The sequence below is a fragment of the Phormidesmis sp. 146-12 genome (assembly GCF_052939495.1).
Genome location: NZ_JBJPHS010000061.1, coordinates 1 through 26470, shown reverse-complemented (window position 1 = coordinate 26470; position 26470 = coordinate 1). Strand labels below are relative to the sequence as shown.

Below are 26470 nucleotides of genomic sequence, written 5' to 3'. Positions count from 1 at the left end.
GAGTTTCTCCTAGAAATTCAAACCAGCTTCACGGGCAGCGTCTGCCAATGATTTGACCCGACCATGATAGAGATTGCCACCGCGATCGAAGACCACCGACTGAATGCCCTTGGCGATCGCGCGTTGCGCTACCAGCTTACCCACTTCTGCCGAAGCTTCCTGATTTGCGAATGATTCGAGCTTTTCTTTCAGTTCGGGATCGAGGGTCGAAGCCGAAGCCAGCGTATGTTGAGCCGTGTCGTCGATCACTTGAGCATAGATGTGCTGATTTGATCGAAACACTGCGAGACGAGGGCGTTCTGAAGTACCTTCGACGCGTTTACGAATGCGAGTGTGACGACGGCGAGTGGAGTCTTTACGATTCAGTTTCATGGCTTATTTCTTCCCTTTACCACCGGACTTACCAACCTTGCGTCTGACCGCTTCGCCTGCATAGCGAATTCCCTTCCCTTTGTAGGGTTCGGGAGGGCGAACGGCGCGAATTTTGGCTGCTGTATTGCCGACAATTTCTTTATCAATTCCGCTGACAATCACGTTTGTGTTGCCTTCCACTGCAAGCTGAATCCCATCTGGAGGCGGAATATCGACAGGCTTACTGTATCCGACGTTGAGGATCAGGTTTCTTCCCTGCACTTGGGCCCGATAGCCCACGCCTTGAATCTCCAGACGACGCTGGAATCCCGTGGATACGCCCTCGACCATATTGGCCACAAGCGTGCGGCACAGACCATGACGCTGACGAGCCGCACGAGACTCATCCCGACGCTTGACTTCGACCGTTGTCCCTTCCTGTTCCACAATCACTTCTGGGGGAAGCACTCGTGAAAGCTCGCCCTTGGGCCCTTTGACCGCCACATGCTGACCATCGATCGTGACCGTCACCTTGGCGGGAATATCAATGAGACGTTTACCAATCCGAGACATAGCTGAATTACCTTTATTGATAGAAGCGTTTAGCTGTTAGCGGCGGACTTGAGACTTGAGACTCTAGCCTTTGATCGTGATTTTTAGCTTGATCCAGTCCAACGTCTGATGCCTGAGATCTAGAGTCCAATTCGCTGTGAGCCAAACAGCAACGAATAATATCCAGACTTACCAGACGTAGCAAAGAACCTCACCGCCGACTCCAGTCCGTCGAGCTTCCCGATCGGTCATAATGCCGCTAGAAGTCGAGACAATTGCAATGCCAATTCCACCCAGCACACGGGGCAGTTCCTTCCGGTTGACATAGACGCGCAGACCGGGTTTGCTGACTCGTTTCAAGGCTGTGATAATCGGTTTGCGGTTTTTACCTTTGTACTTTAAGGATAGAACGAGCCGTCGATCGACCCCTTCGCCCGATTCTTCATAGCCCGAAATAAACCCTTCAGCCTGTAGCACTTTGGCAATGCTGTGGGTCATTTTGGTACATAGGACTTCCGTGGTTTGATGCCGCGCCAAACTTGCGTTGCGGATGCGCGTCAGCATGTCTGAAATTGTGTCGTTAGCCGCCATAGTTCCCTCTTAATGAAACTGCATCAATTTTCTCGAAAAGGCATACCCATTTCTTTAAGCAGGGCGCGACCTTCTTCGTCGGTGTTTGCAGTTGTGATGATTGAAATGTCCATCCCGCGAATCTGATCAATGCTGTCGTACTCGATCTCTGGAAAGATCAGTTGCTCTCTCAGACCGAGGGTGTAGTTGCCACGTCCATCAAAGCTTTTGGGGCTAATGCCTCGGAAGTCACGAATGCGAGGAAGTGAAAGGTTGATCAAGCGATCGAGAAACGCGAACATGCGATCACCTCTCAGCGTCACCATCACCCCAACGGGCATTCCTTCTCGGATTTTGAAGCCTGCGATTGCTTTTTTGGCGCGAGTCACGACAGGTTTTTGTCCGGCGATCGTCGCGATCTCATTGATAGAAGCTTCTAGCGCCTTGGCATTCTGTGACGCTTCGCCCAATCCCCGGTTGATCGTGATTTTGACCACCTTCGGAACTTGGTGGACGTTCGTGTAGTTGAATTGCTCCGTGAGTTTCGGGACAATTTTTTCTTGATACTGATCTTTTAATCGTTGTGCCATAGTTTCGAGTCCTTGCCCTGGGCTTGGTCAGGGATATAGTTTCGAGTTTTGAGTTTCGAGCGCTGAGGTTAAAGAACCTAAACGTTGGAACTCAAAACTCTTTAGTCGATGATTTCGCCTGTTTTCTTCAACATCCGCACTTTCTTGCCGTCCGAGTTGATCGTGTGGCAAACGCGGCTGGCGACTTTTTGCTTTTCGGAATAAAGCATGACGTTAGAGCTATGAATTGGGGCTTCTTGAACCACAATCTGACCCGATTCACCTTCTTGCTGAGGCTTGACGTGCTTGGTGCGAAGGTTTACACCTTTAACAATGACTTTGCTCGTCTTGGAAATCGTTTGCAGGATCTCGCCCACTTTGCCCTTGTCGCTTCCAGCAATCACCTGAACGGTGTCGCCTTTCTTGACGTGCATTTTGTAACGAACAGCGGGTTTTTGTTTAGTCGCCATTACAGAACCTCCGGAGCGAGGGAAACGATTTTGGTAAAGCTCTTGTCGCGCAATTCACGAGCTACCGGGCCAAAGACGCGAGTGCCTCTAGGGTTGCCATCCGCGTTGATGATCACGGCGGCGTTGTCATCAAACCGAATACTCATGCCGCTGTCCCGACGCATCGTGTGTCTGGTACGGACAATCACCGCCCGAACCACATCAGACTTTTTGACCGCCATGTTTGGAATGGCATCTTTAACGACCGCGATGATCACGTCACCGACTCCGCCATAGCGACGGTTACCGCCGCCAATCACACGGATACACATCAGCTTACGTGCGCCACTGTTGTCCGCTACGTTGAGATAACTTTCTTGTTGAATCATGTCTAAGTCCCTCGTGTTTAACCTTTAAAGGCAGTACTCAGGATTTCAGACACAACCCATCGCTTAGTGCGGCTGAGGGGTCGAGTTTCCTGAATGCGAACGCGATCGCCTTCCTTGCACTTATTTTCTTCATCGTGGGCTTTGTACCGCTGGGTTCGCACCACGATCTTGCCGTATTTGGGGTGAGCCGATCGGTTTTCAACCGCCACAACCACCGTTTTGTCCATCTTGTCGCTGACAACTAAGCCAACTCTTTCCTTTACTGCCATTGAGATACTCCAGTTGAATAATGAAGGATGAATGGGAATGATTTCAGGTTCAGCCTTCTAGCTTTCAGTCGGTTTCAACTGCCGTTCTCGCTCAACGGTCAGCAATTGAGAAAGCTGATGTTTTGCGTGCTTGAACTGGTGAGGCTTTTCTAATTGGCGAGTGCCCTTTTGCATTCTCAGTTCAAATAATTGCCGTTTAACTGCAACGATCTGATCTGCCAATTCCTGGTCACTCAAGTTTTTAGCGTCTTCAAATTTGGGAAGAGGCATAATTTAGGACTCCTCCGAGGCTTCGCGTGTGATGAACTTCGTTTTGATCGGCAGCTTGAAGGATGCTAGACGCATAGCCTCACGAGCCGTCGCTTCGGGAACGCCTGCGATCTCAAACAAGATCCGACCGGGTTTAACCACTGCCACCCAAAATTCGGGCGCACCTTTACCAGAACCCATCCGAGTTTCTGCGGGACGCATCGTGATCGGCTTGTCTGGGAAAATCCGAATATAGATTTTGCCACCCCGACGGATGTAGCGGGTCATTGCTCGACGACTGGCTTCAATCTGACGAGAGGTGATCCAGCTTGGCTCTAAAGCCTGTAAACCAAAATCACCAAAGTTCAGGTCGGCTCCACGAGTCGCCATTCCTCTCATTCGTCCGCGCTGCTGTTTGCGGAATTTTGTTCTTCTTGGGCTTAACATGACTCAGTACCTATGGAGTGAGGAGTGAGGAGTGAGGAGTGAGGAGCGAGAAGGATTGGTTCATCCCTCATCCTGTGTCCTTTAACCCTCGTTCGATCGGTCTTCAAATTGTTGGCGACGACGCTGTTGACGACGACGGGGTTGGTTGGTCGGGGCGGCTTCGATTTCGCGATCTTGTCCAGGAATGATTTCACCCTTGAAGACCCAGATTTTGATCCCCAACGTTCCGTAAATCGTTTGAGCGGTGACGTAGGCGTAGTCAATATCGGCTCTCAACGTGTGGAGTGGAACACGACCTTCACGAGTCCATTCGGGGCGAGCAATTTCAGCCCCATTTAAGCGACCGCTCACTTGAATCTTGATGCCTTCAATGCCAGCCCGTTGAGCGCGTTGAATCGCCTGACGCACGACCCGCCGGAAGGAAACCCGACGTTCTAGCTGTTCGGCAATGTATTCCCCAATCAGGGCAGCATCGGCATCGACGCGAGCCACTTCGACCACATTGATGCGGATCTGGCGATCGCTATTTCCCAAAGCGTCTTGCAGTCCAGTTCTTAGCGTTTCGATCCCAGCGCCACCGCGACCAACCACGACCCCAGGACGAGCTGTGCGAATTTCTAAGTCAATCTGATCGGCTTTGCGCTCAATCCGAATTTCCGAAATTCCCGGCTTCTTCAAGTTGTCAAGATTTTTCGGATTCTTGATGAAGAAATGGCGAATCTTGGCATCTTCTTTGAGCAGATCAGGATAGCGGGCGAAGTCAGCATACCAACGAGAACCATGCTCCTTGATGACTCCTAGCCGAAATCCATTTGGATGAATTTTCTGTCCCATACGTTCCTCTAAAAGCAGTTTAAGTCGTCAGTCGGGAAGCGAACTAGGAGTCGGCACCCGGAGCCACCGCGACCGTGATATGACAAGTCGGCTTGCGAATTTGGTAAGCCCGTCCTTGCGCTCTCGGTCTGAATCGCTTGAGTGAAGGGCCGGCATCTGCAAAAGCTTGGCTCACCACCAAACTTGCTCGATCGAGTCCTTCATTGTGTTCCGCATTAGCCGCGGCTGATCGCAGTACCTTCAAAACCGGATCACAGGCGCGATAAGGCATGAATTCCAGAATGATCAGCGCTTCTCGATAGGAGCGGCCCCGAATCTGATCCAACACTCGGCGCACCTTGTGGGGTGACATGCGGATGTAACGTGCGATCGCTTTAATTTCAGTCGTATCAGTAGCCATAGTTTTCTCCTTGAGCAGTTAGCGGATCAGTTATTGACCGTTCGCTAACCGCCTTTCTCCTATCGACGTGCCTTTTTATCGCCACCCGCATGACCTCGGAATGTCCGAGTGGGTGCAAATTCGCCCAGCTTGTGACCCACCATTTGTTCAGAGACGTAGACGGGGACGTGAGTTCGACCGTTGTGAACGGCGATCGTGTGTCCAATCATCTGAGGCAAAATGGTCGAAGCTCGTGACCAGGTTTTGATCATTTGTTTGTCGCCTCTGGCATTGAGCGCTTCGATCTTGCTCATCAGATGGTCGGCAACAAAGGGGCCTTTTTTAAGTGAACGTGCCATATGTAGGTCTCCCTAAGTGAATTACGATTCCCGTCCGCCGCGTCCCCGCTTGGAAGACTTACGACGACGACGCACAATCAGAGAGCTACTCGCCTTCTTCTTGTTACGAGTTTTGCGACCCAGGGCTGGCTTACCCCAAGGTGTCACCGGGCCGGGACGACCGATCGGGGCCCGTCCTTCACCACCACCATGTGGGTGATCCACCGGGTTCATGACGCTGCCTCGCACTTGAGGACGACGACCTTTATGGCGAGTACGACCCGCTTTACCCAGGCTGACGTTTCTCGCATCAATGTTGCCGACTTGTCCGATCGTCGCGTAGCACTCTTTGCGAACCATGCGAACTTCAGTTGACGGTAGCTTGAGCGTCACGTAGTCTCCATCTTTAGCCGCGACTTGAGCAGATGCACCTGCGGCTCTCGCCATCTGTCCACCCTTACCCGGAACGAGTTCAATATTGTGAACGATTGTACCCAGTGGGATGTTTTCCAACGGCAGGGAATTACCCACTTCGATCGGCGCATCTGCCCCAGCACGAATCACCGTGCCAACTTTCAAGGTGTGGGGATGAAGGATATAGCGCTTCTCACCATCTTGATAAAACAGCAGAGCCAGACGAGCGTTGCGGTTGGGATCGTATTCGATCGCGGCTACTCGTGCCGGAACGTTGAGCTTGTCGCGACGAAAATCGACAATTCGATAAAGCTTTTTGTGTCCGCCCCCGCGGTGACGGCAGGTGATTACGCCCCGGTTATTGCGTCCCTTATCTCTGTGCTTAGAAGTCGTTAGAGACTTTTCAGGCTCAGTTTTGGTGATTTCTGCAAAATCGGGGATCGTGCGCTGACGGGTGCCAGGGGTATAGGGACGATAAATTCGGATGCCCATAACTTGCTACTCTCAGGGATTCTAAACTTCTGGGAACAGTGTGATCGAGTCCCCAGATGCCAGGGTGACGATCGCGCGTTTGTATTGAGGCTTGTGACCTGCAAACTTACCGACGCGACGCGCTTTGCGAGGGGGCATCAGGGTGTTGATTCCGACGACTTTGACATCGAAGAGAAATTCGACAGCCGCTTTGATTTCGGGCTTTGACGCTCTGGGGGCAACCTCAAAGGTGTATTGGTTGTCTTCCAGCAGGCGGGTCGCTTTCTCTGTGATAATTGGGCGACGAATCAGATCCGCTAGATAGCGGGGGTTAAAGTCACTCACCGTATACCTCCTGAATCATCGTGATAGCAGAAGCCGTAGCCACGATTTTGTCTGCGTTCAACACGTCAAAAACATTGAGGTTGTTCGCTGAAATCATTCTCAGCTTCTCAATATTGCGGGCAGACAGATAAACTGTTTCGTTTCTTTCAGCCACAATCAGCAGCACTTTAGAATCGGGTTCGACTCCCCAACGCGTCAGGGCCTGAGTCATTTCTTTCGTCTTGGGACGAGAAAGCTGGTCGGCAAAATCCTGCACCACAATTAAGTCTTCAACCCGACTTTGAAACGCCGTCCGCAGCGCCAACCGTCGCTCTTTGCGATTCATTTTAATCGTGTAATCTCTAGGCTTTGGCCCAAAGATCACACCGCCGCCCCGCCACAAGGGAGAACGATTGGAACCTGCACGAGCGCGTCCCGTTCCTTTTTGTCTCCAGGGTTTGCGACCGCCGCCTCTCACTTCTGCGCGAGTTTTGGTGGAAGCGGTACCCTGACGCTGGTTTGCCAATTGACGCACCAAGGCTCTGTGAACCACCCCTTTGGCGGTTTCTGCTTTGGCAACCTTGAGGTCGATCGAGGCCTGCCCCGATTCGGCTCCCTGCCAGTCTTTTACTACACAATCAACCATTGTCTTTTCTCCTTCCTGCCCTAGCGACCCACTTTCTTAGCGGGCATAATTTGCACCAGAGCGCCGGGCTTACCGGGTACCGCTCCTTTGATCAAGATCAGGTTGCGATCGACATCCACGCGCACCACGGTCAATTTGCGAATCGTGACTTGCTCGTTGCCCATCTGACCCGCCATCCGCTTGCCAGGATAGACTCGTCCAGGGGTGGTGCCTGCTCCAGTCGATCCGGGAGCGCGGTGGTTTTTGGAACCGTGAGCCATCGGCCCGCGTTTGAAGTTGTGGCGCTTTTGGTAGCCTGCAAATCCTTTCCCAATGCTGGTGCCGATCACATCAACGATTTGGCCCGCTTCAAACAGGTCTGCTTTCAGAGCTTGACCGAGTTCGTAGTCGGTCGGAGGTGCGTCGAGGCGCAGTTCGATCAGATGGCGCAGGGGCGCAGAATTTGACTTAGCAAGGTGTCCGAGTTCGGGCTTGCTGAGGGCTTTGACTTTGGTTTCACCGAATCCGATTTGCAGGGCTGAATAGCCATCTGTTTCGGGGGTTTTGACCTGGGTAATGGGGCATGGGCCAGCTTGAATAACGGTGACAGGAATGGCTTTTCCTGTGTCGTCAAAAACTTGGGTCATGCCGAGTTTTGTGCCGAGAATACCGACAGCCACTTGACTGGTCTCCTTTTCTACACATCTGGAAGGATGAGGGATGAGGGATGAGGGATGAAAGGGGAGACGGAAGCTCTTCGTTCATTTCTCGATCGATCGTCCGTTCAGCGCTTCCGTTTGAACATGGCAAAACCGCGATTTTGGATCGCAGCTTCGCTTTTCCAGAACGGATTCTACGGTCGGAAGACCATAAGAATCATACCTTTCGGCGTTTTGAAAGGCAGCGGATTCCGCGTTTTTAGGAAACTTGGGCGTTTTGGCAAAGCACTTTAGAGAACACGCTGGCTCTGGTGCTTACTCCAACCCGGACTTGAGAGGTAAACCAATCAGTATCCGCTTTGAGATTGGGTTGAAACGCTTAGGCTGGGAACAAATTCCCGGAGAAAACTTTTCGCCTCTTTGCCCGAAGTTTCTTTCGCAATTTCCCTCATACGAGACGAAAAAGCTTGCAAATTGTGAGCTTCAAACTTACGCTTATCACTCAAACTTGGCTGCTTTCTCTTAGAAATCGCACTTTCAGAATTTTAGCCACAGTCCAATAGTATAGGACAGGATTGGTAAAACCGTCTACTCATTTCCTAAATTTCTTTGTTGTCGTCGTTGCAACGTCGAAAGACACCGATTTCCCAGCTTTGAGAGTTCCAGACACAGAAGATGCAAACGTTTGCACCTCAACAATTTGAGATACGATGATGAGCATTCAATCTCACCGTCTCAGATTATGGAACCGTTGGACGAGGCAGAAAAAACAACGATCGCTGAACTGGATGCCACTTTCAAACGACTGGTAAAAGTCTGGTCTGCGGTCAAAAAATCTCGCAAGGAATGGGACTTTAAAACCTCCTTGCAAACTTTAGAGGTGCTGACAGAGGAGTTGACTCGGCTGGACGATCGTTGGCAAGACCAACAAGCGGTGATTCAAAACGCCCTGCAAGCGGATCAAGACATTGTGCAGTCGGAGACGTATCCAGCCGAGGTTGAGAACGCCCTCAAAGCGGCGGGAGTGCCTGTTAGAGGTGAGTTTCCCGTCTATGAATTTCCGCCCTTCAAGCTAACCTTCAGCCGCGATCAGGGTGTGGTGAAATTGAGCATGGGACGGCGATCGCAGCAGACCAAAGCCTTTGCGCCTGATCAACTTGCGACCTGGGTTGCCGGACAATATAGTCGCGTGATCAACAGCAAATTTGACTCGACTCGGTTCTGTCGGGAGTTGTTGAGTGCATATGAAACGCTCAATCGTTTGGCGCTGCAAAACAATGAGGTGATCTGGGGACACTCCGTTTCGCTGAAAGAGATTTATCGGCTCTTGACGCTGAAGCAATCTGTGAGACAAGACTATCCCGAACCGCTATTTACTTACGATCTGGCGCGATTGAAAGAACAACCTCAAATTCGCTACGATCGCTATCAGTTCGATTTAGAACCTTCTCGCGAAACGGCCAAGACTCTATTGCTAATTAACAGTCAAGGACAAGAAAGCCGAGTCGGGACATTAGCTATTCACTTAGTTGAAGGGTGATTTTGCGTCGATGCAAATTGATGAGTTAGATATTGAAACCATGCTGTCGGGCAAGCCTCCCGTTCATGAAGAACTGCTGGCGGCTATGACATTGGGGCGCGATCGCTGGCTCAACCACTTACGCGATCATTATCTAGCCAATTACATTGCCGATGGGGGCAGCAAGGTCAAAGTTCTAGTTGGCGGCACGGGGACGGGCAAAACTCATCTATTGCGATGTGTATTACAAGATGCTCAAGCGATCGACTATCAAACGGTCTATCTCTCTGCACGAGAATATCGGTTGAATGATTTAACTGGATTTTATCGAGCGATCGTTCAACAACTTGACAAACAAAAATTAGTCAGTGGCTTATGTCAACTGGTGATTAAAAAGTTGGGATATGGACAATATGATGATAGCGATAACATTCTCTCAATTTTAATTGAAGATCAAGGATTGACTCGTGACTTAGCCGTGCATGAGATTAGACGAGCGATCGGGATGACATTGCGCGATGTTGACTTCGGATCTTCTTTTCGAGCCTTTGCCCATCATGTGATCAGCAATCGGTTAGTCAATGGTAACGAAGACAGCATTAAGGTAGGACTGAAATGGCTTGCTGGCGAGAAGTTAGAGCGTCATCAAAAACAAGCGACATTGTTATATGAACGACTGCAAAAATCAAATGCGCGCTATTGGTTAAATTCCCTGATCCGACTCCTTCACCTTGCAGGCATGACCGGATTAGTGGTGGCGATCGATGACCTTGAAGCCATGACCGAACGCCATCCTGAAACTCGCCGCTTTAAATACACTGCCAATGCGATCAAAGACACCTGCGAACTATTTCGTCAAATCATTGATGATGTAGAACTGTTGGATCACTTTCTACTGTTGTTAGCAGGACGACGCGACATGATCGACGACGATCGTCGTGGGTTCAAAAGTTACGAAGCCCTCTGGATGCGGCTGCAAACGGGACTGTTGCCCATCGATCGCTTCAATCCACTGGCCGACATTGTAGATACCGACATTCATCTAGTCGCGCAGGGCAGAAGTTTTCCTGATCAAGTGCAAGCTCGATTAAAAGTGCTATTTGAGGAGGCAGGATATGAAGTGAGCGATCGAGAACCTCCTGATCTCTATGAATATAGTCAACTACAAGCCAAAGTGATTGAAACAACGCTAATGGCGCTGGATGAAGTGTAATGAATTTAAAGAACTGTGTGAAAAAAGAGACCCATAGAAGAGATGAGTCAGCGAGATAAGCTACTAGTCAAAATTCTGTCAGGAGCCTCGCATACCAACATTCCCTTTGAGCCACTCTGTCAACTTTTATCTGCCCTTGGTTTTGAAGAACGCATCCGAAGCAGCAATCATATCTTCTCTAAAGAAAGCGTAGAAAACATTCTAAATTTTCAGCCCAAGCAGGGAAAAGCAAAGGCGTACCAAGTTAAACAAGTTCGCACTGTGATTTTGAAATATCAACTTGGAGGACAAGATGAAAATTAAGTACGAACTCATTATCTACTGGAGTGAAGTTGATCAATGCTTTATTGTCGAAGTGCCAGAACTGCCCGGATGTGCGGCTGATGGTGAAACTTATCAGGAGGCTGTGCAAAATGTAGAAGTGATCATTCAAGAATGGATTGAAACGGCTCAAGAATTAGGGCGACCTATCCCAGAACCTAAAGGGCGATTATCGTTTGCGTAAAGCAGCAAAATAGGGAGGATAAGCGGGTCGCGACTAAACTCAATAGATCAATATAGATCAATAAGGTGAATGCTAATGGAAAGGTATGACGCAAATCGCAGAAAGTCGATCGCCGTTGTTGAAACGCTAAGAGCCGGAATTCCGACGCGCGTCTCGACGAGAGAACTGCCTGATCTGCGATCGTCGCTCACCAATCTGATTCGTCAGGATCTAGAACAATTTTCTCAAGGGCAGCGGTCGCTCGGTCGTCTCGCCTGGGGGCCCTATGGACAAGGTAAAACTCACGCCCTGACCACAGTTGAGCATGTGGCACTGGATATGGGCTATGCAGTCAGCCGCGTTTCTTTGAGTCGAGAAGTGTCTTGTCACCATCTGCTGAATTTTTATGGACGGGTGGCTTCGGTGATTCGCACGCCCGATTCTAAAATGGCAGGGTTGACCAAAGCATTGAATTCTCGCAAAGCTGGCGATTTGTTGAATAGTCCAATTGCTGATCGCGATCGCTACAGTCATCCCCTTCCGGCGATCGTGCTTGAAGACTACTTTTTCACGTCAGGCGAAGAACAAGAGTTGCTCTATGGCGACCTGACAGGCACTCGTCTCAGCAGTCCCGAACTCAAGCGAATTCATCGAGCGGCGCGGGGCGAACCGTTGCCCAAATTTGAGACGAATTTTCGCGCAACTCAGCATGGTAGTGCCTATTTTGGAGTCATGGCGGATGCGATCGCGCTCTGTGGTTACAAAGGTTGGGTGCTGCTGTTGGATGAAGTGGAACTGATTGGACGATTGGGCAAAATTGGCCGACTTCAGGCGTATCGCAATCTCAATTGGTTGTTGAATTGGTCAAATCGCGACGTGCGTCGAGACGGCGAACATGAACTGTTTTGCCGAAATCCCTATCCCATCTATACATTTGGTGTAGTCGCTTCTAGTTTGAGAAACGATGTCTGGTTTAGCGGCACCAGTACACCCAGCGCCAAGAACGATCGCACTCAAATTCCTGAAGTCGCGGTCGAAAAGTTTGGGGCAGATGCGGGAATTGTGATGCGAGACTTTTTTGACACGGCGATCGGCTCCAACTGTCCCACAATTCGCCCCCTCGAAACTGCAAACTTGGCAACCCTACTCGAACGACTGGTGAAACTCCACGGCACCGCCTACGCCTGGGATGCAGAACTGGATGTAATGGAACTGGTGGGAACGATCGGTAGTCAACCCATCCGCACCCACATTCGCGCCACTCTCGAAGCATTGGATATTGCTTATCTCTATCACGAAAGCGTCAGACTAGGCACCACTGATCTGTTAGAAGCTTCTCTACAAGAACAAGAAGATTTCTTTGCACTTTCCGACGAATCAGACAGTTGATTCAGCGATCGATTCATATGCAAGTTTAGGAGAGGTGAAGATTGATGCAGAAAACCAATATCATGTCATCCCCCGCCCTCGACTCAGCCAAGCATGATTGGAGCTTTGTTGAAGTTTGGATTGATCCGATGCTATCGCCTCCCTATATCCTGCTATTACTGGGCGATCGATTGGGTAGTTGTCGTGTACATGATCCTGCTGAGGGCTACAAGGTTGTGTTTACGGGTGCAACCTATGATGAAACTCAAACCTGGTTGTTAGAAGATGAATACGAACCGATCGAAGGACGACTTTCAGCATCGGAGTTATAACTAACTTGTTGAAAGGCAGTCAGCCCATCCGCACTCACACTCGTGCTACCCTCGAAGCGTTAGGTATTGGCTATCTATATCACGAAAGCGTCAGATTAGGCACCACCGATTTACTAGAAGCTTCTCTACAAGAATAAGAAGATTTCTTTGCGCTTTTCGACAAGTCAGACAATTGAATCCACTACTTTTTCTAGTTGAACAATGCCAATAGTCTAAAATCTATTTGTGGAACGCGCTCTTCGAGTTTGATGCTATACTTGACTTATCCTTCATTAAACGAGAAGGGTCAGTATTTTGAGTCCTTAGCTATATCTATTTATGTCTCTTGATTCACTTATAAACTCAAATGAAGTCCTATGCGCTGTGTTCCGATACCAGCTGAATCGAGAAGAAGGAAGAGTTATAATCGACTGCTTTGAAGTGCTTGCTGGTGCAGGGCAGGCACCTTTTATAGCCATTCCTTATCTAACTTCTTTGGGTACTGCTAAAGAGCAATTTTATGGTTTTGGTGAAACTAAGGAAGATGCTTTAAGAGAGTGCTTGACAAAGATTAAGAAACATAATTACGAAGATGTAACTGGAATTGAATCTTCCTAAATTTTAGAATGCACAGTCTACGTGAGCCAACTGAAAAGCAATTGAGGTTTGCTGAGTCTCTTGGGATCGCTACTAAGGGAAAGTCATTTCGTGTTCTTTCAGCGGAGATTGCAGATGTTTTAGAAGTTAGGTCTTTTGCGTTTGTAGAAGAGAACGGAATCGAACCGGGAATCAAGGTAGAGTATCTAGGTTCAAGAGACGATATGCCTCAACATCTAGTCGTAAGTACTGTTGCAAAAACTGGTTATCTATACTTCAAAGGCACCTCAAAGTATTGTCGCCCTTGGGAAGTTCAGGTACTTAAAACATAAAAACGTGACTCTCCTTCGGCCAACCAGGGTAGCCTCGTCCGAGAAAAGAATAGCTTGGATTTCTGCCTCTTTCGTTCGCATCACAGGCAAGTGAGTCATGCAAAAGACGATCGCAACCCATCTAGCCAGCACTCATCAATTGCTTCAATGCGCCTTTTTCTACGGTTATGCGATCGCTAGCTCATTCTACAGATCCTTGCAGACACGTATTTAACAGCACAGTAGAATATAAGAATTGCACTTCTTGTGAGAAGAAATACATGAGATTTAGCGTAACGCTCGATCGTGATGAGGATGGGGTTTGGGTTGTGGAGTGTCCCAGCATCCCAGGCTGTGTGAGTCAAGGTCAGACAAAACAAGAAGCCCTTGACAACATTAAGGATGCCATCTCAGCGTGTCTACAAGTGCGGGCGGAGCGTGGAATGCCGCTTACAGTGGAGACTTATCAAGTTGAGGTTGTTGCATAGTGGGTTCTGTTCCTGTAATGAGTGGGCGAGAGGTCGTGCGTGTTTTTGAAGCATTCGGTTGGGAGGTTGTGCGGCAGTCGGGTAGCCACATCATCATGACCAAAGACGAAGAACCTGTGACGCTTTCGGTTCCTGATCATCGTGAAGTGGCGAAAGGAACGTTGCGGAGTCTGATTCGTGCTGCGGGATTGACTGTAGATGAGTTTGTTGGTGCTAAATAGTTTATACACAGGCTGACAACATAATGGGCATTCAGAGTCTTTGCACTTTGTTTGATATTTGTACCGTCACTCACACTTAGAGTTATAGTTGTGCTAGATTGCCCGATCGCACAGTTGAGCAAAGAGGCGAATATCAATGTCTCAATACATTTTTACTGATTCTCAGCACGCCAAAGAACTTGAACGACTTCAAGCGATCGAACAAGTCTTTGATCCAGCCAGTCGCAAACGAATTCAAGCAACGGGAATCACAACAAATTGGCGATGTCTTGAAGTGGGAGCCGGAGCCGGATCAATTGCCCAGTGGATGGCATCTGTTGTCGGAGAAAATGGCAAAGTAGTTGCGGTTGATTTAGACACTCGTTTTGTAAATAACATTCAACTGCCAAATGTCGAAGTGTTGCAGGCTGATATTCGCAGTCTTCCACTTGAAGATCACTCTTTTGATCTGGTTCATGCCCGCTATGTTCTCATTCATATTTCAGACTTTCAAGTTGCTTTGTCGAGAATGTTGAATTTGCTGAAACCGGGCGGATGGATTGTGATCGAAGAGCCTGACTTCTCGGCAGCAAAAGCGATCGTCGGAGAAGAAGCCGCCTATCAATCTATGAATCGAGTCAATCAAGCGATCTTCCAAATGTTCGCTAATCGAAACATGGATTATGCGTTAGGAATTAAATTACCTGCCATATTCCAACAGCTTGGCTTGCAGCCGTTAGTAGAAAATGATGTTCCCATCTCTCCTGGCGGTTCAGGAATCGCATTGGTCATGAAACTATCGACTCTGCAACTTGCAGACAAATATATTGCAACAGGGGAAGTTACTCAAGAAGACATTGAGCAATATTGTTGGTTTGCAGGCGATCGCAATTCCTGGGCTATCTACTATGCCACTATCGGAATCACAGCCCAAACAAATGTATAAACTTTGTCCCGCTTCTACATTTTTTGTAGCACTTTACGAATCGTGTCTGGAGTCACTTGATTCGTGACGATCGCTTTCCCAATTCCTTCTGGCAACACAAATCGCACCTGTCCCGCTTTCACCTTCTTGTCGGATTGCAGAGAGTGGATAATTGCCTCAATGTCTAACCCTTCAGGTAGCTGAGTTGGTAAACCTGTTTTTTTGATCAGAGCAAGCTGACGATCGCTCTCTACCTGCGTCCACAAGTTCATCTCAACAGCAATGTGACCGACCGCTACCATGCCGATCGCGACCGCTTCTCCATGATTGACGATGCGGTATCCGGTTAAACTTTCGACGGCGTGACCGATCGTATGGCCATAGTTGAGAATCTCCCGCAGTCCCGATTCTTTTTCGTCTTTGCTGACGACGTGAGCTTTTGCCTGACACGATCGAGTCAAAATTTCTTGCAGCAGGTCGTCGCTGAGGTAGCGGAGTTGATCCAGTCGATTTGCTTGTTCTAGCTGCTCAAACAAATTAACATCCCAAATAACTCCATACTTGATCACTTCCGCCATCCCCGCCCGAAACTCTCGCGTCGGCAGCGTCTTTAGCACCTGCGGGTCGATCAACACCAATCGAGGCTGATGAAATGCCCCAATCAGATTTTTGCCTCTGGGATGGTTGACTCCCGTTTTGCCACCGATCGCCGCATCCACCATCGATAATAAAGTTGTCGGCACCTGCACCACACTGATGCCCCGCAGCCACGTCGCCGCCGCAAACCCCGTCATATCGCCAATCACCCCGCCACCCAGCGCCACCATCGTAGACGATCGCTCCAGTCGATTTTCTTGAGCCGCATCATAGATCTTTTGCAACGTGGCAGGCGTTTTGTATCGCTCTCCAGCAGGTAGAATGCACCGACACACTTCAAACCCAGCCTGAGTTAGTGAATCTATCAGCCGTTGACCATAGCAGCGAAAGATGGTGGGATTGGAAACCACTAGAATTTTTTGACCCAGTTTCAACGGCGTTTCTGCATCTGTAATCAGCTTGCCGACGCGATCGACGCTCCCTGGCGCAATGGTGATCTCATAAGACTTCTCGGGCAAAACAACCGGGATGACAGACTGCATGATGACTTTCGCGAAAATACCTTGTACTTGATCTTACTTGATGTGAACTTCTACAAATGGCGATGCGTTGTTCTGTATAGTTTTGTTAGAGGTTGAAATTGGAGACGAACTTTATGTCCGCAGTGATTGCTTATGTCGGTCTGGTAGGTGGCGCGATCGCGCTTGCCCTCACCTTATTTTTCGCATTCCGCGCTATCAAACTTATCTAGTGCAAACTGGCAACGGATGATTGACTTCAACTGTCCGTTGCTCAAGCTACTTGGGTCGTGCGCTCAAAGATCTATCGACTAAAGCAGATCGACCCGTTCTACGAGGAATTCCGCTTAACTTCAGCACGTCATACAGCGTTGCACAGTAGGTCGGCATTCCAAACGTGGCAGGAGTCGCGGGATTTTGGTGGGTGAAATGGCGATAGTGCAGAGAAAAGCGCTCCCAGTCACCCATCTGAATCCGGAATAGAAAAATGAAGAAATCCGCTAACCACAGTGAAAGGGGAATGCGGAAGTAGATTCTTTGGTTGAGATAGGCGCAGGCCTCTTCGATCGCCTGATTCACCGTCAGTTTCTCATTGCCCAAAACCAGCTTGCGTGGGCCAGCGGCAGTCGGCGGATTCTCGACCAAATGCTTTACGACGAGGGCGATGTCTTGACCATGAATAAAATGGAAGCTGCCATCAACGTCTAAAAAGCGAATTAGCTTAATCCAGCGCACCACTTCCCCCACCCCCAACGACACATGGGAATAGGGATAGCGATCGCCTCCCCCCAAGACCAGCGTCGGAAACAGCGCCGTAATTTTGGATGCGATCGCTAACTTCGAGAGTTCTTGAAAACAAACATACTTCGATCGCACATAGTCTGTGCCAAATTCCCCGGCTTCTTTAAGCAGTTGATTGTTGCGATCGAGCACACTAGCCGTCGAGAAATAAATCACCTGCTGACACACATCCGGGTCTAACAGCTTCATCAACCGCAGCGTACTCAGCACATTCACATCATTAATCTCATCACCGCCCCAAGACGTTGCCGTCAAAATCGCACAATCGATCGTCTTCAACAGAGCGCTGTGTTGCTCAATGTCTCGCAAATCTGAACGAACGATCGTCACACCAGGCCGAACATGAACATCAAACTTGAGCTTGTCAGGATCTCTGACCATCAAGAACAATTCGTGCTCGGTTTCTTGAATTAAAGTTTCAGCAATATAGTGACCAATGCAACCACTCGCACCTGTCACAAAGATTCGCTTTGAAGTCATGGGGAAGGGATGAGGGATGAGGGGTGAGGGATGAGGGATGTAGGAGTCATTAAGCTATCAGTATGAATCATGAGTGTATGAGTTCATAGAATAAACGCAAACACTGAAACTCGAACCAATCATTCAATTCATCCTTCATCCCTCATCCTTCATCCCTAACAAGAGGTCGCCAGTAACTTATCAACCTGTTTTGCAGTTTCAAAGAAGAACGCCGCATTTTCTTCAGGTGTAAGTGGAAGAATACCATGACCTAGGTTCAGGATGTGTCCCCGATTACCAGCTTTGCGAATCGTATCGAGAATGCGATCGCGAATGAACGCTTTTGAGCCAAACAACACGCCCGGATCGAGGTTGCCCTGCACTTTCATGTCTCTGCCGAGGCGCGATCGAGCGTCTGCCATATCCACCGACCAATCGACACTGACAATATCGGCACCTGATTTGCCCATCCGCTCCAGCACGCCTGCACTGCCGCTCACCAACAGAATCAACGGCGTATCGGGGTGAGTTTCTTTAACCTGACGAAAAACGCGCTGCTGATAAGGCAATGCAAAGGTGTCGTAGTCTTGAGGGCTGAGTTGCCCCGCCCACGAGTCAAACATTTGCACCACTTGCGCTCCACAGTCGATCTGATAGCGGGTGTAAACAGCGATCGCGTCCGCCAATTTCCCTAGTAGCTGGTGTAGGATTGTCGGATCAGAAAAGGCCATATTCTTGATCACCGAATAGGTTTTGGAGCCTTTGCCCTCGACGCTATAGGCTGCCAGAGTCCAGGGTGCGCCGACAAATCCCAAAACGGTTGAGCGATCGCCCACTTCGTCGCGCAGTGCTTTGAGAATCGGCTTGATAAAGGGCATCGATTCTTCGGGTTCAAGCGGGCGCAAGTTATCCACCTGGGCTTGAGTGCGAATGGGGTCATCGATGATCGGGCCTTTACCTTCGGCGATGTCCATGTCGATACCGAGTCCGGGCAAGGGAGTCACAATGTCAGAAAACAGAATCACACCATCGGGTTGAAAAGCTCTCCAGGGTTGAAGAGAAACCTCGATCGCGACTTCTGGAATCTCAGACCGTTCTCGAAAAGACGGGTATTTGTCTCGCAGATCTCGATAAGCTTTCATATAGCGACCTGCCTGCCGCATCATCCAAACGGGGGGACGATCCAAGGCTTCTCCCCGCGCTGCTCTTAATAAAAGTGGAACCCCCGCCATTTCGACCTCTTTAACCAGTATTTGAATTCATTTGTCAGCTTATCACCGGGGGGATCGGGTTTCGTGTGTAAGCGGCTGAATGTAACGGTTTTGAAATAGAAGGGAGAGTGAAGCGATCTCTTCGAGCTACCTGCAAGGAGTCGCGCCCATTTCTTTCGATGTCAATTTAATAAAACCGACCATCGCTACAAAATTCGTGTTATTCAATTCTCGTTCCTAACGCTTCGTCGAGGAGGCGAGTGATTTGCTCGATCGCTTGATAAACCTGCTGAAATCGCTCTTGTTTTTTGGTGCAAGATTCGTCGTAGCGTTCGAGCAGTTCGGTGGCGGTTTGAATGATGGTTAGGGGAGTGCGAAAGTCGTGAGAAACGGCTTCCATAAAGCGAATTTTCTGGTCAGATGGCTGACAAATTTCTGATGGAGGGTCAATTTTTTGGGTCAACCCTAACACTCGCATCGGCCGATTTTCTGCATCAAAACAAATGCGCCCCTGATTGCGAAGCCACTGAATTTTGGCATCCGATCGAATCATTCGATAGTCACTGACATAATCACAGCGCGTAATTAATGCCCGAATCGCTTCTAAATTAAATCGAACGCGATCGCCCGGATGAACCTGCTGCAACCAAGCTTCGTAGTTGACGGGAACGGACGCGATCGAACAGCCCAATACAACCTCTAAATTTTGAAACCAGCAAACCCGACTTGTTGAAATATCCCATTCCCAGGCGGCGATTTGAGAAATCTGTAAAACAGCTCGAAGTCTCTCGATTTCATTGTCTGGCAGCGCGAATGAATTGTCGGTTTGATCAAGCCCTGGGGGTTTTGTTTCGATCGTCATTTCTTAAACCATATCTTTTAAAACTAAAAGCCTCACACTGTCTTGCGAGAAGGAGTTGAGTATCGATCTCAAGTGGTGAGCTTTATCAAGTACCAATTTTCAGAGACTATTTTCAGAAACTTCAGAAACTAATGTGGGAACCAAATTAATTATCAATTTGTAGCGTCTTGGACTCCCTTAGTTTTGCATGTGCTGTTTGTGACCAACAGGTAGCTATATCTTAATCTTTCTACAAGGTATAATTGTGTAGCCTAGCGCACAGTCTTAGTCTGATGTCAGTTCGATGAGAGTGAAGTTCGATGAGAGTGAGTCGCTTCGTTGCGATCAGCTTCAGCCCCCCTAAATTCCCCAAAATTGGGGGACTTTGACCCAGAGAAAGTTCCAGAGTTCAAAGAAATTATGCTAATTCAAAGTCCCTCAGAATGGGGGATTTAGGGGGCAAATCCCTTGGCAACGAAGCGAAAAAGTTTATCGAACTGACGTTAGTCTGACCTTGCTTAGGTGACCTGCTCAGTCGCTCCCAGGGTTCTCAAAGTGGCTTTTTGCGCTTCGGTTAAACCTGTCACTCCGCAAATGTTCATCGCTTCATAAGGTCGAAGATTGCGTAACACGCGCACACACTCGCCGGAGGTCGCGTCCCAGAGACGAATGGTTTCATCTTCGCTGCCGCTGGCGATTAAGGCTTCTGGCATTTTTGAAGAACGATCGGCTTCCGCAGATATCTCTTTGCGATCGACTTTGTTAGATGTCTCTTTGCGATCGCGTCGATAGTCCGCCGACCAGATGCGCGCCTCATGCCCCTGCAACACTTGCTGACACTGTCCCGTTTGAGCATTCCAAAATTTGACGGTGTGATCAAAGCCACTGCTGATGATCTGAGTTTCGTCTGTGTTGAAGTGAGCCGATTTTACACAGTCGCGATCGTGCATCACCCGCAAACACTTTCCAGTATTAACATCCCAAATTCTGATGGTGTGGTCATCGCTGCTGCTGACTAACGTGTTCTGGTCTGCACTAAAAGCCACCGAACAAATTCGAGCTTGATGACCATTGAGCGTTTTTAGACACTGCCCTTTGTGAACATCCCAGAGTTGGATCGTGTGATCTTCGTCGCCACTGGCAAGCTGCTGACCATCAGGGCTAAAGGTAACCGTCCAGATGCGGCTGGGAGTCGCCAATACCTTGAGACAGTCGCCCGTCTGAGTGTGCCAGAGCCGAATCGTTTGATCAGAGCTGCCACTGGCTAACAAAATGCCATCAGGACTCATCGCCACCGACCAGACCCAATTGGTATGTCCGCGCAAAATCTTGAGACACTGCCCTGTTTGGCGACTCCAAAGCCGAATCGTTTGATCAAAGCTGCCACTTGCGAGACTTTGCCCATCAGGACTAAACGCCACCGACCAGACCCAGTTAGTATGTCCGTGCAGGGTCTTCAAACAGTCTCCAGAAGAAACTCCCCAGAGTTTGACGGTGTGGTTGGCACTGGTGCTGGCGATCGCTCCCCCATCGGGACTAAACGCCACCGACAACACAAAATTGGTATAGCCCTGCAACGTTTTGAGGCATTCCCCAGTCTGGTGATTCCAAAGGCGAATCGATTGGTCAGCGCTGCCACTCGCCAGAAGCGAAGCATTGGGACTAAACGCCGCCGATCGCACCGCTTCGGTATGTCCTTGCAAGGTTTTGAGGCACTTTCCGGTAGAGATATCCCAGAGCTTGAGCGTACGATCGAAGCTGCTGCTAACCAATGTTTTTCCATCTGCATGAAAGGCTAAAGAACGTACCTCACTCGTATGTCCGACTAGTGTTTTGAGGCATTCCCCTGTCTTCACATCCCAGAGCTTGATGGTTTGATCTTCACTTCCGCTTGCAATCAGAGATCCATTTGCGTTAACAGTCACTCCTCTGATGACGCTTTGATGTCCAATTAATGTGCGATCGCATTCTCCAGTTTGGATATTCCAGAGTTTTAGGGTGCGATCGTCGCTACCGCTGACCAGATCTCCAGTGGAGCTAAAGGCGATTCCACAGATCCAATGTTCGTGTCCTTCCAGAATTTGCACACAGTCTCCCGTGTGAATGTTCCATAAGCGAATGGTGCGATCGGAGCTACTACTGGCCACAAGCGATCGAGTTGGACTAAATGCCACCGAGATCACCCAATCGGTGTGTCCTTCTAGCGTTTGCCAACAGTGTCCGGTTGCGACATCCCAGAGTTTTACCGTCTTATCGCCACTGCCACTGACGAGCGTTTTGCCATCGGGACTGAAAGCGATCGAACAGACCCAATGCTGATGTCCGTGACAGGTGATTAACTTTTGCCGATTTTGCAGTAAGTTCCCCTGCGGATCGCTAACGCGCCAAATGTGAATTTCTCCAGCCGTGTCGCTGGCCGCTAAAAGCGTTCCATTAGGACTAAAAGCCACTGACCAGACGTTGCCCAAAGTCTCCGAAAACACTGATCTACTTAAGTCAGAATTCGCAAAATTCACGCGGTGCAACTGGATGCCCTGAAGGTAAGCTTGCCAAATTGTTAAATCCGAAAAGTCCCAATCGCTCAAGTCTGAATGGGATTGATTCAACAAGTTAATGATGTTACCTGCGCCGTATCCAGAAGTGCCTTCAAGCTGATTTCGTAGCCGATTTAAGAAGTGTTTAAGCTGACGTTCTACTTCTGGTTTATGATGCGATGCAAGAAAGCGATCGAGCAGTGGCTTAACGATCATTCGCACCTGACTTTCTCGAACATGATCTTCTACGGTTGCTTTCATCAAGGCGTGAGTGTGGAAGAGCGGAAGTTTTGAGCTTTTGATTGAATCCGCCCAAAGTTCTCTATAGATTTGCTCGATCAAGCGATCGGTGACATACTCCATCACCACAGGCTGTTGCGTAAATTTTGCGCCCTGCTTTTCCACGAGCGGCCGTCGAGCCAGCGATGCCAACGCCTCCATCAAATAGCGACGAGGCACCGGAGGAACGAGATCTTCAGCGAGATCTGAGAGCGATGCGCCTTCTCGATCGATAGTCAACCAATACATGATCTGCTTTTCGAGATCAGAGAGGCGATCGAACTGCTGATCTAACAGGTCAGAAATATCGCCAAAAACTGCTGTTCCATGTTTGAGAAATTCGGATACGTCGCCATCAAACAAGTCTTGAATCGTCGTCGCCGCAATCTTGAGCGCCAGAGGATTCCCCGCATACATTTCAATCAGTTGCCCAAAAACGGCCTCGGTAGCAGACAGGCGCTTTGTTTTGAGTAACTCGATCGTCTCTAATGAATTGAGACCCGTCACTTTGAGCGATCGGATCGCCATCCCTTCTAGCGCCACCACTTCTCTCGGTTTCTCACGGCTGGTAATCACCACACAGCTTCGATGCAGCGTTTCGCCAATCCGTTTGAACAGGTCACCATAAAATTCGTACCCGATCGGGTAATGTCCAGCTTGTTCGCCCGTCCCTAAGATAGACTCAACGTTGTCCAAGATCAGCAAACAGCGGTGTTGTCTTAGATAGTGCATCAGCCTACCTAACTTGCCGTCTACCGAATCTGGGAGTTCTGTTTCTTGCTGCTGAGAAAGAAATCGGATCAGATCAGACAAAATGGTTTCGACCGTTGGCGCGTCTCTAAGCGATCGCCAAATCACATACTCAAATTGGTTCTGCAACCGCTGCGCTAGTTTGACCGAGAGAACGGTTTTGCCCATGCCGCCCATGCCTAAGATGGCAATTAGCCTGGACGAAGTGGCCCACTGTTCTAAAATTTCTAGCTCATGCGATCGACCACAAAAATTGGACAGATCAATTACTTCGCCCCAATCCTGATAAGTCGAATCAGAGCAAGAAGAAGGAGAGGGAAGAAACGATGAGGGAGGAGTTAGCTCTTTTGGTTCAGAAGTCCCGATCCGTTGGCGCAGGACAACTCGAAAGTTATTTTTGGTCACCCGTTGTCCGACCAGTTCAGAAATCAGTTGCCACAGTTGAGAACCGACCAGCTTTACATAGTCAGCGTCATAGCCCTCGGTAGTGGCGATTTGTTCATAGGTTTGACCCTCCCAAGCGCGACAAAAAACGGTTTCTTGCAGATGGGTCAGGCGTTGTCTTCCGAGCAGGCTATCCAAAACGATCAGTGCTTCTTCGATGGTCATCGGACTGCACCCCAAAATCTCCTGATTGACCGCGATCGTAGACTCTTCACCAATCGATCGTGATCTTCATTAAGTGATCCAAGTTGGCTACGTAGATTTCCGGTGATGGAGAATAAAACAATCCGTAAGATTACAGACTTCCAAAATCTAGAATCTCACGCTTTTCTAGGAAACTAACATTTAACTAACCTTTCCTTACGTTGAGCGATCGCAACTTCTAACTTTTCTCCACCGTCACGGGCAAAAGTTTGGTTTAGCTTCGTAAGTAAGTTCACGGAATGCTTCGCCGCAACTTTCTGGAAATCACGCCTACTTTTTGTAGTGAAGTGCATGACTGGATCTATTCAAACGTACTGAAGCAATAGTTAGTTAACCGTTCATTCCCAGCCCCCATAATGAACATGAGTTCCTCTGAAAATTCTAATCACTTTTTTACCTCTGTACTGGAAGGGTTTGTCGATGGCATTCTCATTGTGAATCTGCAAGGTGAATTTATTTATGCCAACACACCTGCTGCCCAGATTTGCCAACAGTTGAATCCTCAAAAAAATGCGCTGCCCGAAGAAGTTTGGCGATCGTGCGAAGCCCTGATCGAAAGTCGAGAACTCTATGGAGAACATCCGCTCATCATTGAGTCCGAAATCAACACTGAGCTTCAAACCTTTCGCCTTCGAGTCCAATGGATCACGCTAGAAGATGCTCAAGAACCTTCTCTTTTAGTCCGACTTGAAGACCAGCAGCAATCGATGCAAAGTCTGGCAGTGACCGAAGCAAAAAAGTATGGATTGACCCCTCGTGAAGCGGAGGTTTGGTTTTTACGACGCTGTAACAAATCACGTAAAGAAATCGCGGCTCAACTGTACATCACGATCGATACCGTAAAGAAACACTTGGGCAATATTCAGTCCAAAAAACAAGCGCATCAAGAAAGCTGGTGCTGAAAGTCGCCCACCATCACTTAGAGGATGTTTGAAACGTATCGTTTATCGGATTCACCCGCCCCCAGACTGTAAAGTGGCTTCTGGTACGTTTCAAACGTTCTCTAACCATTACGTCAGTTACGTCAGTTTGATGAGCTTCTTCGCTTCGCTTGCAGATCCACAGAGCCAGCTAAATCCCCCATAAGTGAAGTCCCTCAAAATGGCAGCTTGGGGGGCAGAAGATCCCAACATCGAAGCGAAAAACTTTCAGCGAATTCACGCTAACAATTGCTGAATGAAATCATATAATTCTGCTTCGGGTCGGTCTTCGAGTTGCAGATCTTTGAGGTTAATTAATCCTTGAGCCAGTTCGATCGATCGCCCTTTATAACTATTGTGCGCGGCGACCAAATCCGTGAATACTTCTTGCTCAATTTGGAGCCGAGTGGCATCTTCTGGCAACGGTGAAGCGTATTCCACAGCGTTTGCTTCATACTTCAGTAAAAATATCAAAGCGCCACTGAGTTCTTTGAGTTGTTGCTGAAGTTTTTTGGTGTCAAGTTCCAATCGATCGAAGCCTACCTGCCCTTCAATTCTCAACTCAACCATTGGTTTTTTCTCAGGCTTCAACTGTTTTGATTTAATGGCTGATTGAACTTGAGCGATCGCCATTTCCTCAATTTCTTCGAGACTTTCTTGACCCCGCGCCGTCAGCTTTAATCGCACAAAAGGTCTCTGATAATACTCTTTTTTTAACTCTGCTTGAATGCCTTCAGGAGTCAGTTCTACTAGATAAGCACCGCGATCGTATTTCGACTCTTCAACACTATTTGCCTCCAACGACCCTGGATTAAAAATCCAACCCTGTTCGCTATAGTTTTTGTGAATGTGACCCAACGCTAAATAGTCAATTCCGACGGCTTTAAGCGGTAACAAATCGTTGTAGCGCAACGCCCCTTGATATCTTGCAATCTGCCCTTCTAACCCGTGATGGAACAGCATCACCGAATGCCCCGGACTCGCCGGAAGTTGTTGAATGGCATCTGCCAAACGCTCGATCGCTCCCGGTGCAGACGCTCCATACCACTGAGAACCCAGGACACGCACCCCACAGTCGAGATCAATATAGCCGCCCGATTCGCCATTCCACATTTCGTAGACGACTTCTCCCTGAGCCGATCGCTCTGGCTCCAACAAAATCAGCAGTTCATCTTGCGCCAGGTATTTCAGCCAATTAGTCTGCGTTCCGTAGGGGCGATTGTCGTGATTTCCCTCGATTACAATGACGGGAATGTGCTGTTCCTTCAGCATTTGCAAACACAGTTTTGCCTGATTGAGAATGTTGGGCTGAAGGGTGCGATGCTCAAACAAATCGCCTGCGATCGCGACAAAATCAACCTCAGCCTCGATCGCATACTTCTGCAACACGTCCTCAAACGCCAGGTAAAAATCTTTGGTGCGCTCTTTGCTGTCGTAGCGATCAAATCCCAAATGAACATCTGCGACATGAAGAAACCGAGGCATAACGATTAGGTGAGAAATAGTACAAGTAGTCTAACAGCGAATGACTAAAGGTCAAACAACAGTGAGCGATTTTCTCACAACTACTAACAATTGCTCATCTTTGAGAACTTGGAGCAACATCC

Annotated in this window: 35 protein-coding genes; 13 read left to right on the top strand and 22 right to left on the bottom strand. The window is 48.9% G+C overall.

Features of this window, described 5'->3' with window-relative positions; all coding sequences use genetic code 11:
• Nucleotides 1-9 precede the first annotated feature (9 nt).
• From rplR to rplC, 16 genes are all read right to left on the bottom strand, one after another.
• Nucleotides 10-372, bottom strand: a complete 363-nt coding sequence (gene rplR / locus ACKFKF_RS22510; protein ID WP_446859496.1) for a 50S ribosomal protein L18 — start codon at nt 370-372, stop codon at nt 10-12.
• A gap of 3 nt (nt 373-375) precedes the next feature.
• Nucleotides 376-924 (bottom strand): 50S ribosomal protein L6, encoded by a 549-nt coding sequence (rplF, locus tag ACKFKF_RS22505; RefSeq protein ID WP_446869773.1) that lies wholly within the window; start codon nt 922-924, stop codon nt 376-378.
• Between the two features lie 168 nt (nt 925-1092).
• Complete coding sequence (gene rpsH / locus ACKFKF_RS22500) at nt 1093-1494, bottom strand: 30S ribosomal protein S8 (protein ID WP_446859498.1); 402 nt, start codon at nt 1492-1494, stop codon at nt 1093-1095.
• Between the two features lie 23 nt (nt 1495-1517).
• Entirely contained in the window at nt 1518-2063 is a 546-nt protein-coding gene (rplE, locus tag ACKFKF_RS22495; protein WP_446869772.1) for a 50S ribosomal protein L5, read from the bottom strand.
• Between the two features lie 101 nt (nt 2064-2164).
• Nucleotides 2165-2512, bottom strand: a complete 348-nt coding sequence (gene rplX / locus ACKFKF_RS22490; RefSeq protein WP_446859500.1) for a 50S ribosomal protein L24 — start codon at nt 2510-2512, stop codon at nt 2165-2167.
• Nucleotides 2512-2880: a 50S ribosomal protein L14 gene (gene rplN, locus ACKFKF_RS22485; protein WP_446859501.1), complete on the bottom strand. Its 369-nt coding sequence runs from the start codon at nt 2878-2880 to the stop codon at nt 2512-2514. Before rplN ends, rplX begins: the two co-directional genes overlap by 1 nt.
• 17 nt (nt 2881-2897) lie before the next feature.
• A complete protein-coding gene (gene rpsQ / locus ACKFKF_RS22480; protein WP_446859502.1) occupies nt 2898-3149 on the bottom strand; it encodes a 30S ribosomal protein S17 in 252 nt (83 codons plus the stop codon).
• A gap of 57 nt (nt 3150-3206) precedes the next feature.
• Nucleotides 3207-3419 carry a 50S ribosomal protein L29 gene (rpmC, locus tag ACKFKF_RS22475; protein ID WP_446869771.1) on the bottom strand — a complete coding sequence of 71 codons (213 nt, stop codon included), beginning with the start codon at nt 3417-3419 and terminating at the stop codon, nt 3207-3209.
• Between the two features lie 3 nt (nt 3420-3422).
• Nucleotides 3423-3845: a 50S ribosomal protein L16 gene (rplP, locus tag ACKFKF_RS22470; RefSeq protein WP_446859504.1), complete on the bottom strand. Its 423-nt coding sequence runs from the start codon at nt 3843-3845 to the stop codon at nt 3423-3425.
• 81 nt (nt 3846-3926) lie between these two features.
• Nucleotides 3927-4679 (bottom strand): 30S ribosomal protein S3, encoded by a 753-nt coding sequence (gene rpsC / locus ACKFKF_RS22465; protein WP_446859505.1) that lies wholly within the window; start codon nt 4677-4679, stop codon nt 3927-3929.
• A gap of 43 nt (nt 4680-4722) precedes the next feature.
• On the bottom strand, nt 4723-5079 hold the full coding sequence (gene rplV / locus ACKFKF_RS22460; RefSeq protein ID WP_446859506.1) for a 50S ribosomal protein L22: 357 nt from the start codon (nt 5077-5079) through the stop codon (nt 4723-4725).
• A gap of 59 nt (nt 5080-5138) precedes the next feature.
• Nucleotides 5139-5417, bottom strand: coding sequence for a 30S ribosomal protein S19 (rpsS, locus tag ACKFKF_RS22455; RefSeq protein WP_446859507.1), 279 nt, complete (start codon nt 5415-5417; stop codon nt 5139-5141).
• A 21-nt stretch (nt 5418-5438) separates the two neighbouring features.
• A complete protein-coding gene (gene rplB, locus ACKFKF_RS22450) occupies nt 5439-6302 on the bottom strand; it encodes a 50S ribosomal protein L2 (RefSeq protein WP_446869770.1) in 864 nt (287 codons plus the stop codon).
• Nucleotides 6303-6323: 21 nt separating this feature from the next.
• On the bottom strand, nt 6324-6626 hold the full coding sequence (locus tag ACKFKF_RS22445; protein WP_446859509.1) for a 50S ribosomal protein L23: 303 nt from the start codon (nt 6624-6626) through the stop codon (nt 6324-6326).
• On the bottom strand, nt 6619-7251 hold the full coding sequence (rplD, locus tag ACKFKF_RS22440) for a 50S ribosomal protein L4 (RefSeq protein WP_446859510.1): 633 nt from the start codon (nt 7249-7251) through the stop codon (nt 6619-6621). The genes ACKFKF_RS22445 and rplD overlap by 8 nt, the downstream gene beginning before the upstream one ends.
• 20 nt (nt 7252-7271) lie before the next feature.
• A complete protein-coding gene (gene rplC / locus ACKFKF_RS22435) occupies nt 7272-7910 on the bottom strand; it encodes a 50S ribosomal protein L3 (RefSeq protein ID WP_446859511.1) in 639 nt (212 codons plus the stop codon).
• 679 nt (nt 7911-8589) lie between these two features.
• On the opposite strand from rplC, the gene ACKFKF_RS22430 reads away from it, so the two are divergent.
• The 11 genes from ACKFKF_RS22430 (at nt 8590) to ACKFKF_RS22380 (ending at nt 15326) form a co-directional block, all read left to right on the top strand.
• Nucleotides 8590-9429, top strand: a complete 840-nt coding sequence (locus ACKFKF_RS22430; RefSeq protein WP_446869769.1) for a hypothetical protein — start codon at nt 8590-8592, stop codon at nt 9427-9429.
• 10 nt (nt 9430-9439) lie between these two features.
• Complete coding sequence (locus ACKFKF_RS22425; protein ID WP_446869768.1) at nt 9440-10621, top strand: BREX system ATP-binding domain-containing protein; 1182 nt, start codon at nt 9440-9442, stop codon at nt 10619-10621.
• Nucleotides 10622-10663: 42 nt separating this feature from the next.
• Nucleotides 10664-10924 (top strand): type II toxin-antitoxin system HicA family toxin, encoded by a 261-nt coding sequence (locus ACKFKF_RS22420; RefSeq protein WP_446869767.1) that lies wholly within the window; start codon nt 10664-10666, stop codon nt 10922-10924.
• Nucleotides 10914-11126 carry a type II toxin-antitoxin system HicB family antitoxin gene (locus tag ACKFKF_RS22415; RefSeq protein WP_446859515.1) on the top strand — a complete coding sequence of 71 codons (213 nt, stop codon included), beginning with the start codon at nt 10914-10916 and terminating at the stop codon, nt 11124-11126. Before ACKFKF_RS22420 ends, ACKFKF_RS22415 begins: the two co-directional genes overlap by 11 nt.
• A gap of 75 nt (nt 11127-11201) precedes the next feature.
• Nucleotides 11202-12494, top strand: coding sequence for a BREX system ATP-binding domain-containing protein (locus ACKFKF_RS22410; RefSeq protein WP_446869766.1), 1293 nt, complete (start codon nt 11202-11204; stop codon nt 12492-12494).
• A gap of 44 nt (nt 12495-12538) precedes the next feature.
• Entirely contained in the window at nt 12539-12805 is a 267-nt protein-coding gene (locus tag ACKFKF_RS22405) for a hypothetical protein (RefSeq protein ID WP_446869765.1), read from the top strand.
• A gap of 5 nt (nt 12806-12810) precedes the next feature.
• Nucleotides 12811-12942 carry a hypothetical protein gene (locus tag ACKFKF_RS22400; RefSeq protein WP_446869764.1) on the top strand — a complete coding sequence of 44 codons (132 nt, stop codon included), beginning with the start codon at nt 12811-12813 and terminating at the stop codon, nt 12940-12942.
• A gap of 181 nt (nt 12943-13123) precedes the next feature.
• Nucleotides 13124-13402 (top strand): hypothetical protein, encoded by a 279-nt coding sequence (locus ACKFKF_RS22395; RefSeq protein WP_446869763.1) that lies wholly within the window; start codon nt 13124-13126, stop codon nt 13400-13402.
• Nucleotides 13403-13973: 571 nt separating this feature from the next.
• The gene (locus tag ACKFKF_RS22390; protein WP_446869762.1) at nt 13974-14180 is read left to right on the top strand and encodes a type II toxin-antitoxin system HicB family antitoxin; all 207 of its coding nucleotides are present in this window, start codon (nt 13974-13976) and stop codon (nt 14178-14180) included.
• Nucleotides 14180-14401, top strand: coding sequence for a type II toxin-antitoxin system HicA family toxin (locus tag ACKFKF_RS22385; RefSeq protein ID WP_446869761.1), 222 nt, complete (start codon nt 14180-14182; stop codon nt 14399-14401). The genes ACKFKF_RS22390 and ACKFKF_RS22385 overlap by 1 nt, the downstream gene beginning before the upstream one ends.
• 136 nt (nt 14402-14537) lie before the next feature.
• Nucleotides 14538-15326 (top strand): class I SAM-dependent methyltransferase, encoded by a 789-nt coding sequence (locus ACKFKF_RS22380; RefSeq protein WP_446869760.1) that lies wholly within the window; start codon nt 14538-14540, stop codon nt 15324-15326.
• 14 nt (nt 15327-15340) lie between these two features.
• Here the strand turns inward: ACKFKF_RS22380 and aroB are convergent, their stop codons facing one another.
• Nucleotides 15341-16444, bottom strand: coding sequence for a 3-dehydroquinate synthase (gene aroB, locus ACKFKF_RS22375; RefSeq protein WP_446869759.1), 1104 nt, complete (start codon nt 16442-16444; stop codon nt 15341-15343).
• 113 nt (nt 16445-16557) lie between these two features.
• Between aroB and petL the strand changes: the two genes are divergently transcribed.
• The gene (gene petL, locus ACKFKF_RS22370) at nt 16558-16653 is read left to right on the top strand and encodes a cytochrome b6-f complex subunit PetL (RefSeq protein WP_446859522.1); all 96 of its coding nucleotides are present in this window, start codon (nt 16558-16560) and stop codon (nt 16651-16653) included.
• 46 nt (nt 16654-16699) lie between these two features.
• Here the strand turns inward: petL and ACKFKF_RS22365 are convergent, their stop codons facing one another.
• From ACKFKF_RS22365 to ACKFKF_RS22350, 4 genes are all read right to left on the bottom strand, one after another.
• Nucleotides 16700-17701 (bottom strand): NAD-dependent epimerase/dehydratase family protein, encoded by a 1002-nt coding sequence (locus tag ACKFKF_RS22365; RefSeq protein WP_446859523.1) that lies wholly within the window; start codon nt 17699-17701, stop codon nt 16700-16702.
• Nucleotides 17702-17856: 155 nt separating this feature from the next.
• Entirely contained in the window at nt 17857-18912 is a 1056-nt protein-coding gene (hemE, locus tag ACKFKF_RS22360; protein WP_446869758.1) for a uroporphyrinogen decarboxylase, read from the bottom strand.
• Between the two features lie 199 nt (nt 18913-19111).
• Entirely contained in the window at nt 19112-19753 is a 642-nt protein-coding gene (locus ACKFKF_RS22355) for a PAS domain-containing protein (protein ID WP_446869757.1), read from the bottom strand.
• 497 nt (nt 19754-20250) lie between these two features.
• A complete protein-coding gene (locus tag ACKFKF_RS22350) occupies nt 20251-23904 on the bottom strand; it encodes a WD40 domain-containing protein (protein WP_446869756.1) in 3654 nt (1217 codons plus the stop codon).
• A 401-nt stretch (nt 23905-24305) separates the two neighbouring features.
• Between ACKFKF_RS22350 and ACKFKF_RS22345 the strand changes: the two genes are divergently transcribed.
• Nucleotides 24306-24845: a LuxR C-terminal-related transcriptional regulator gene (locus ACKFKF_RS22345; protein ID WP_446859527.1), complete on the top strand. Its 540-nt coding sequence runs from the start codon at nt 24306-24308 to the stop codon at nt 24843-24845.
• 255 nt (nt 24846-25100) lie between these two features.
• Here ACKFKF_RS22345 and ACKFKF_RS22340 read toward each other — a convergent pair whose 3' ends face one another.
• The gene (locus tag ACKFKF_RS22340) at nt 25101-26348 is read right to left on the bottom strand and encodes a metallophosphoesterase family protein (protein ID WP_446869755.1); all 1248 of its coding nucleotides are present in this window, start codon (nt 26346-26348) and stop codon (nt 25101-25103) included.
• Nucleotides 26349-26470: the final 122 nt, after the last annotated feature.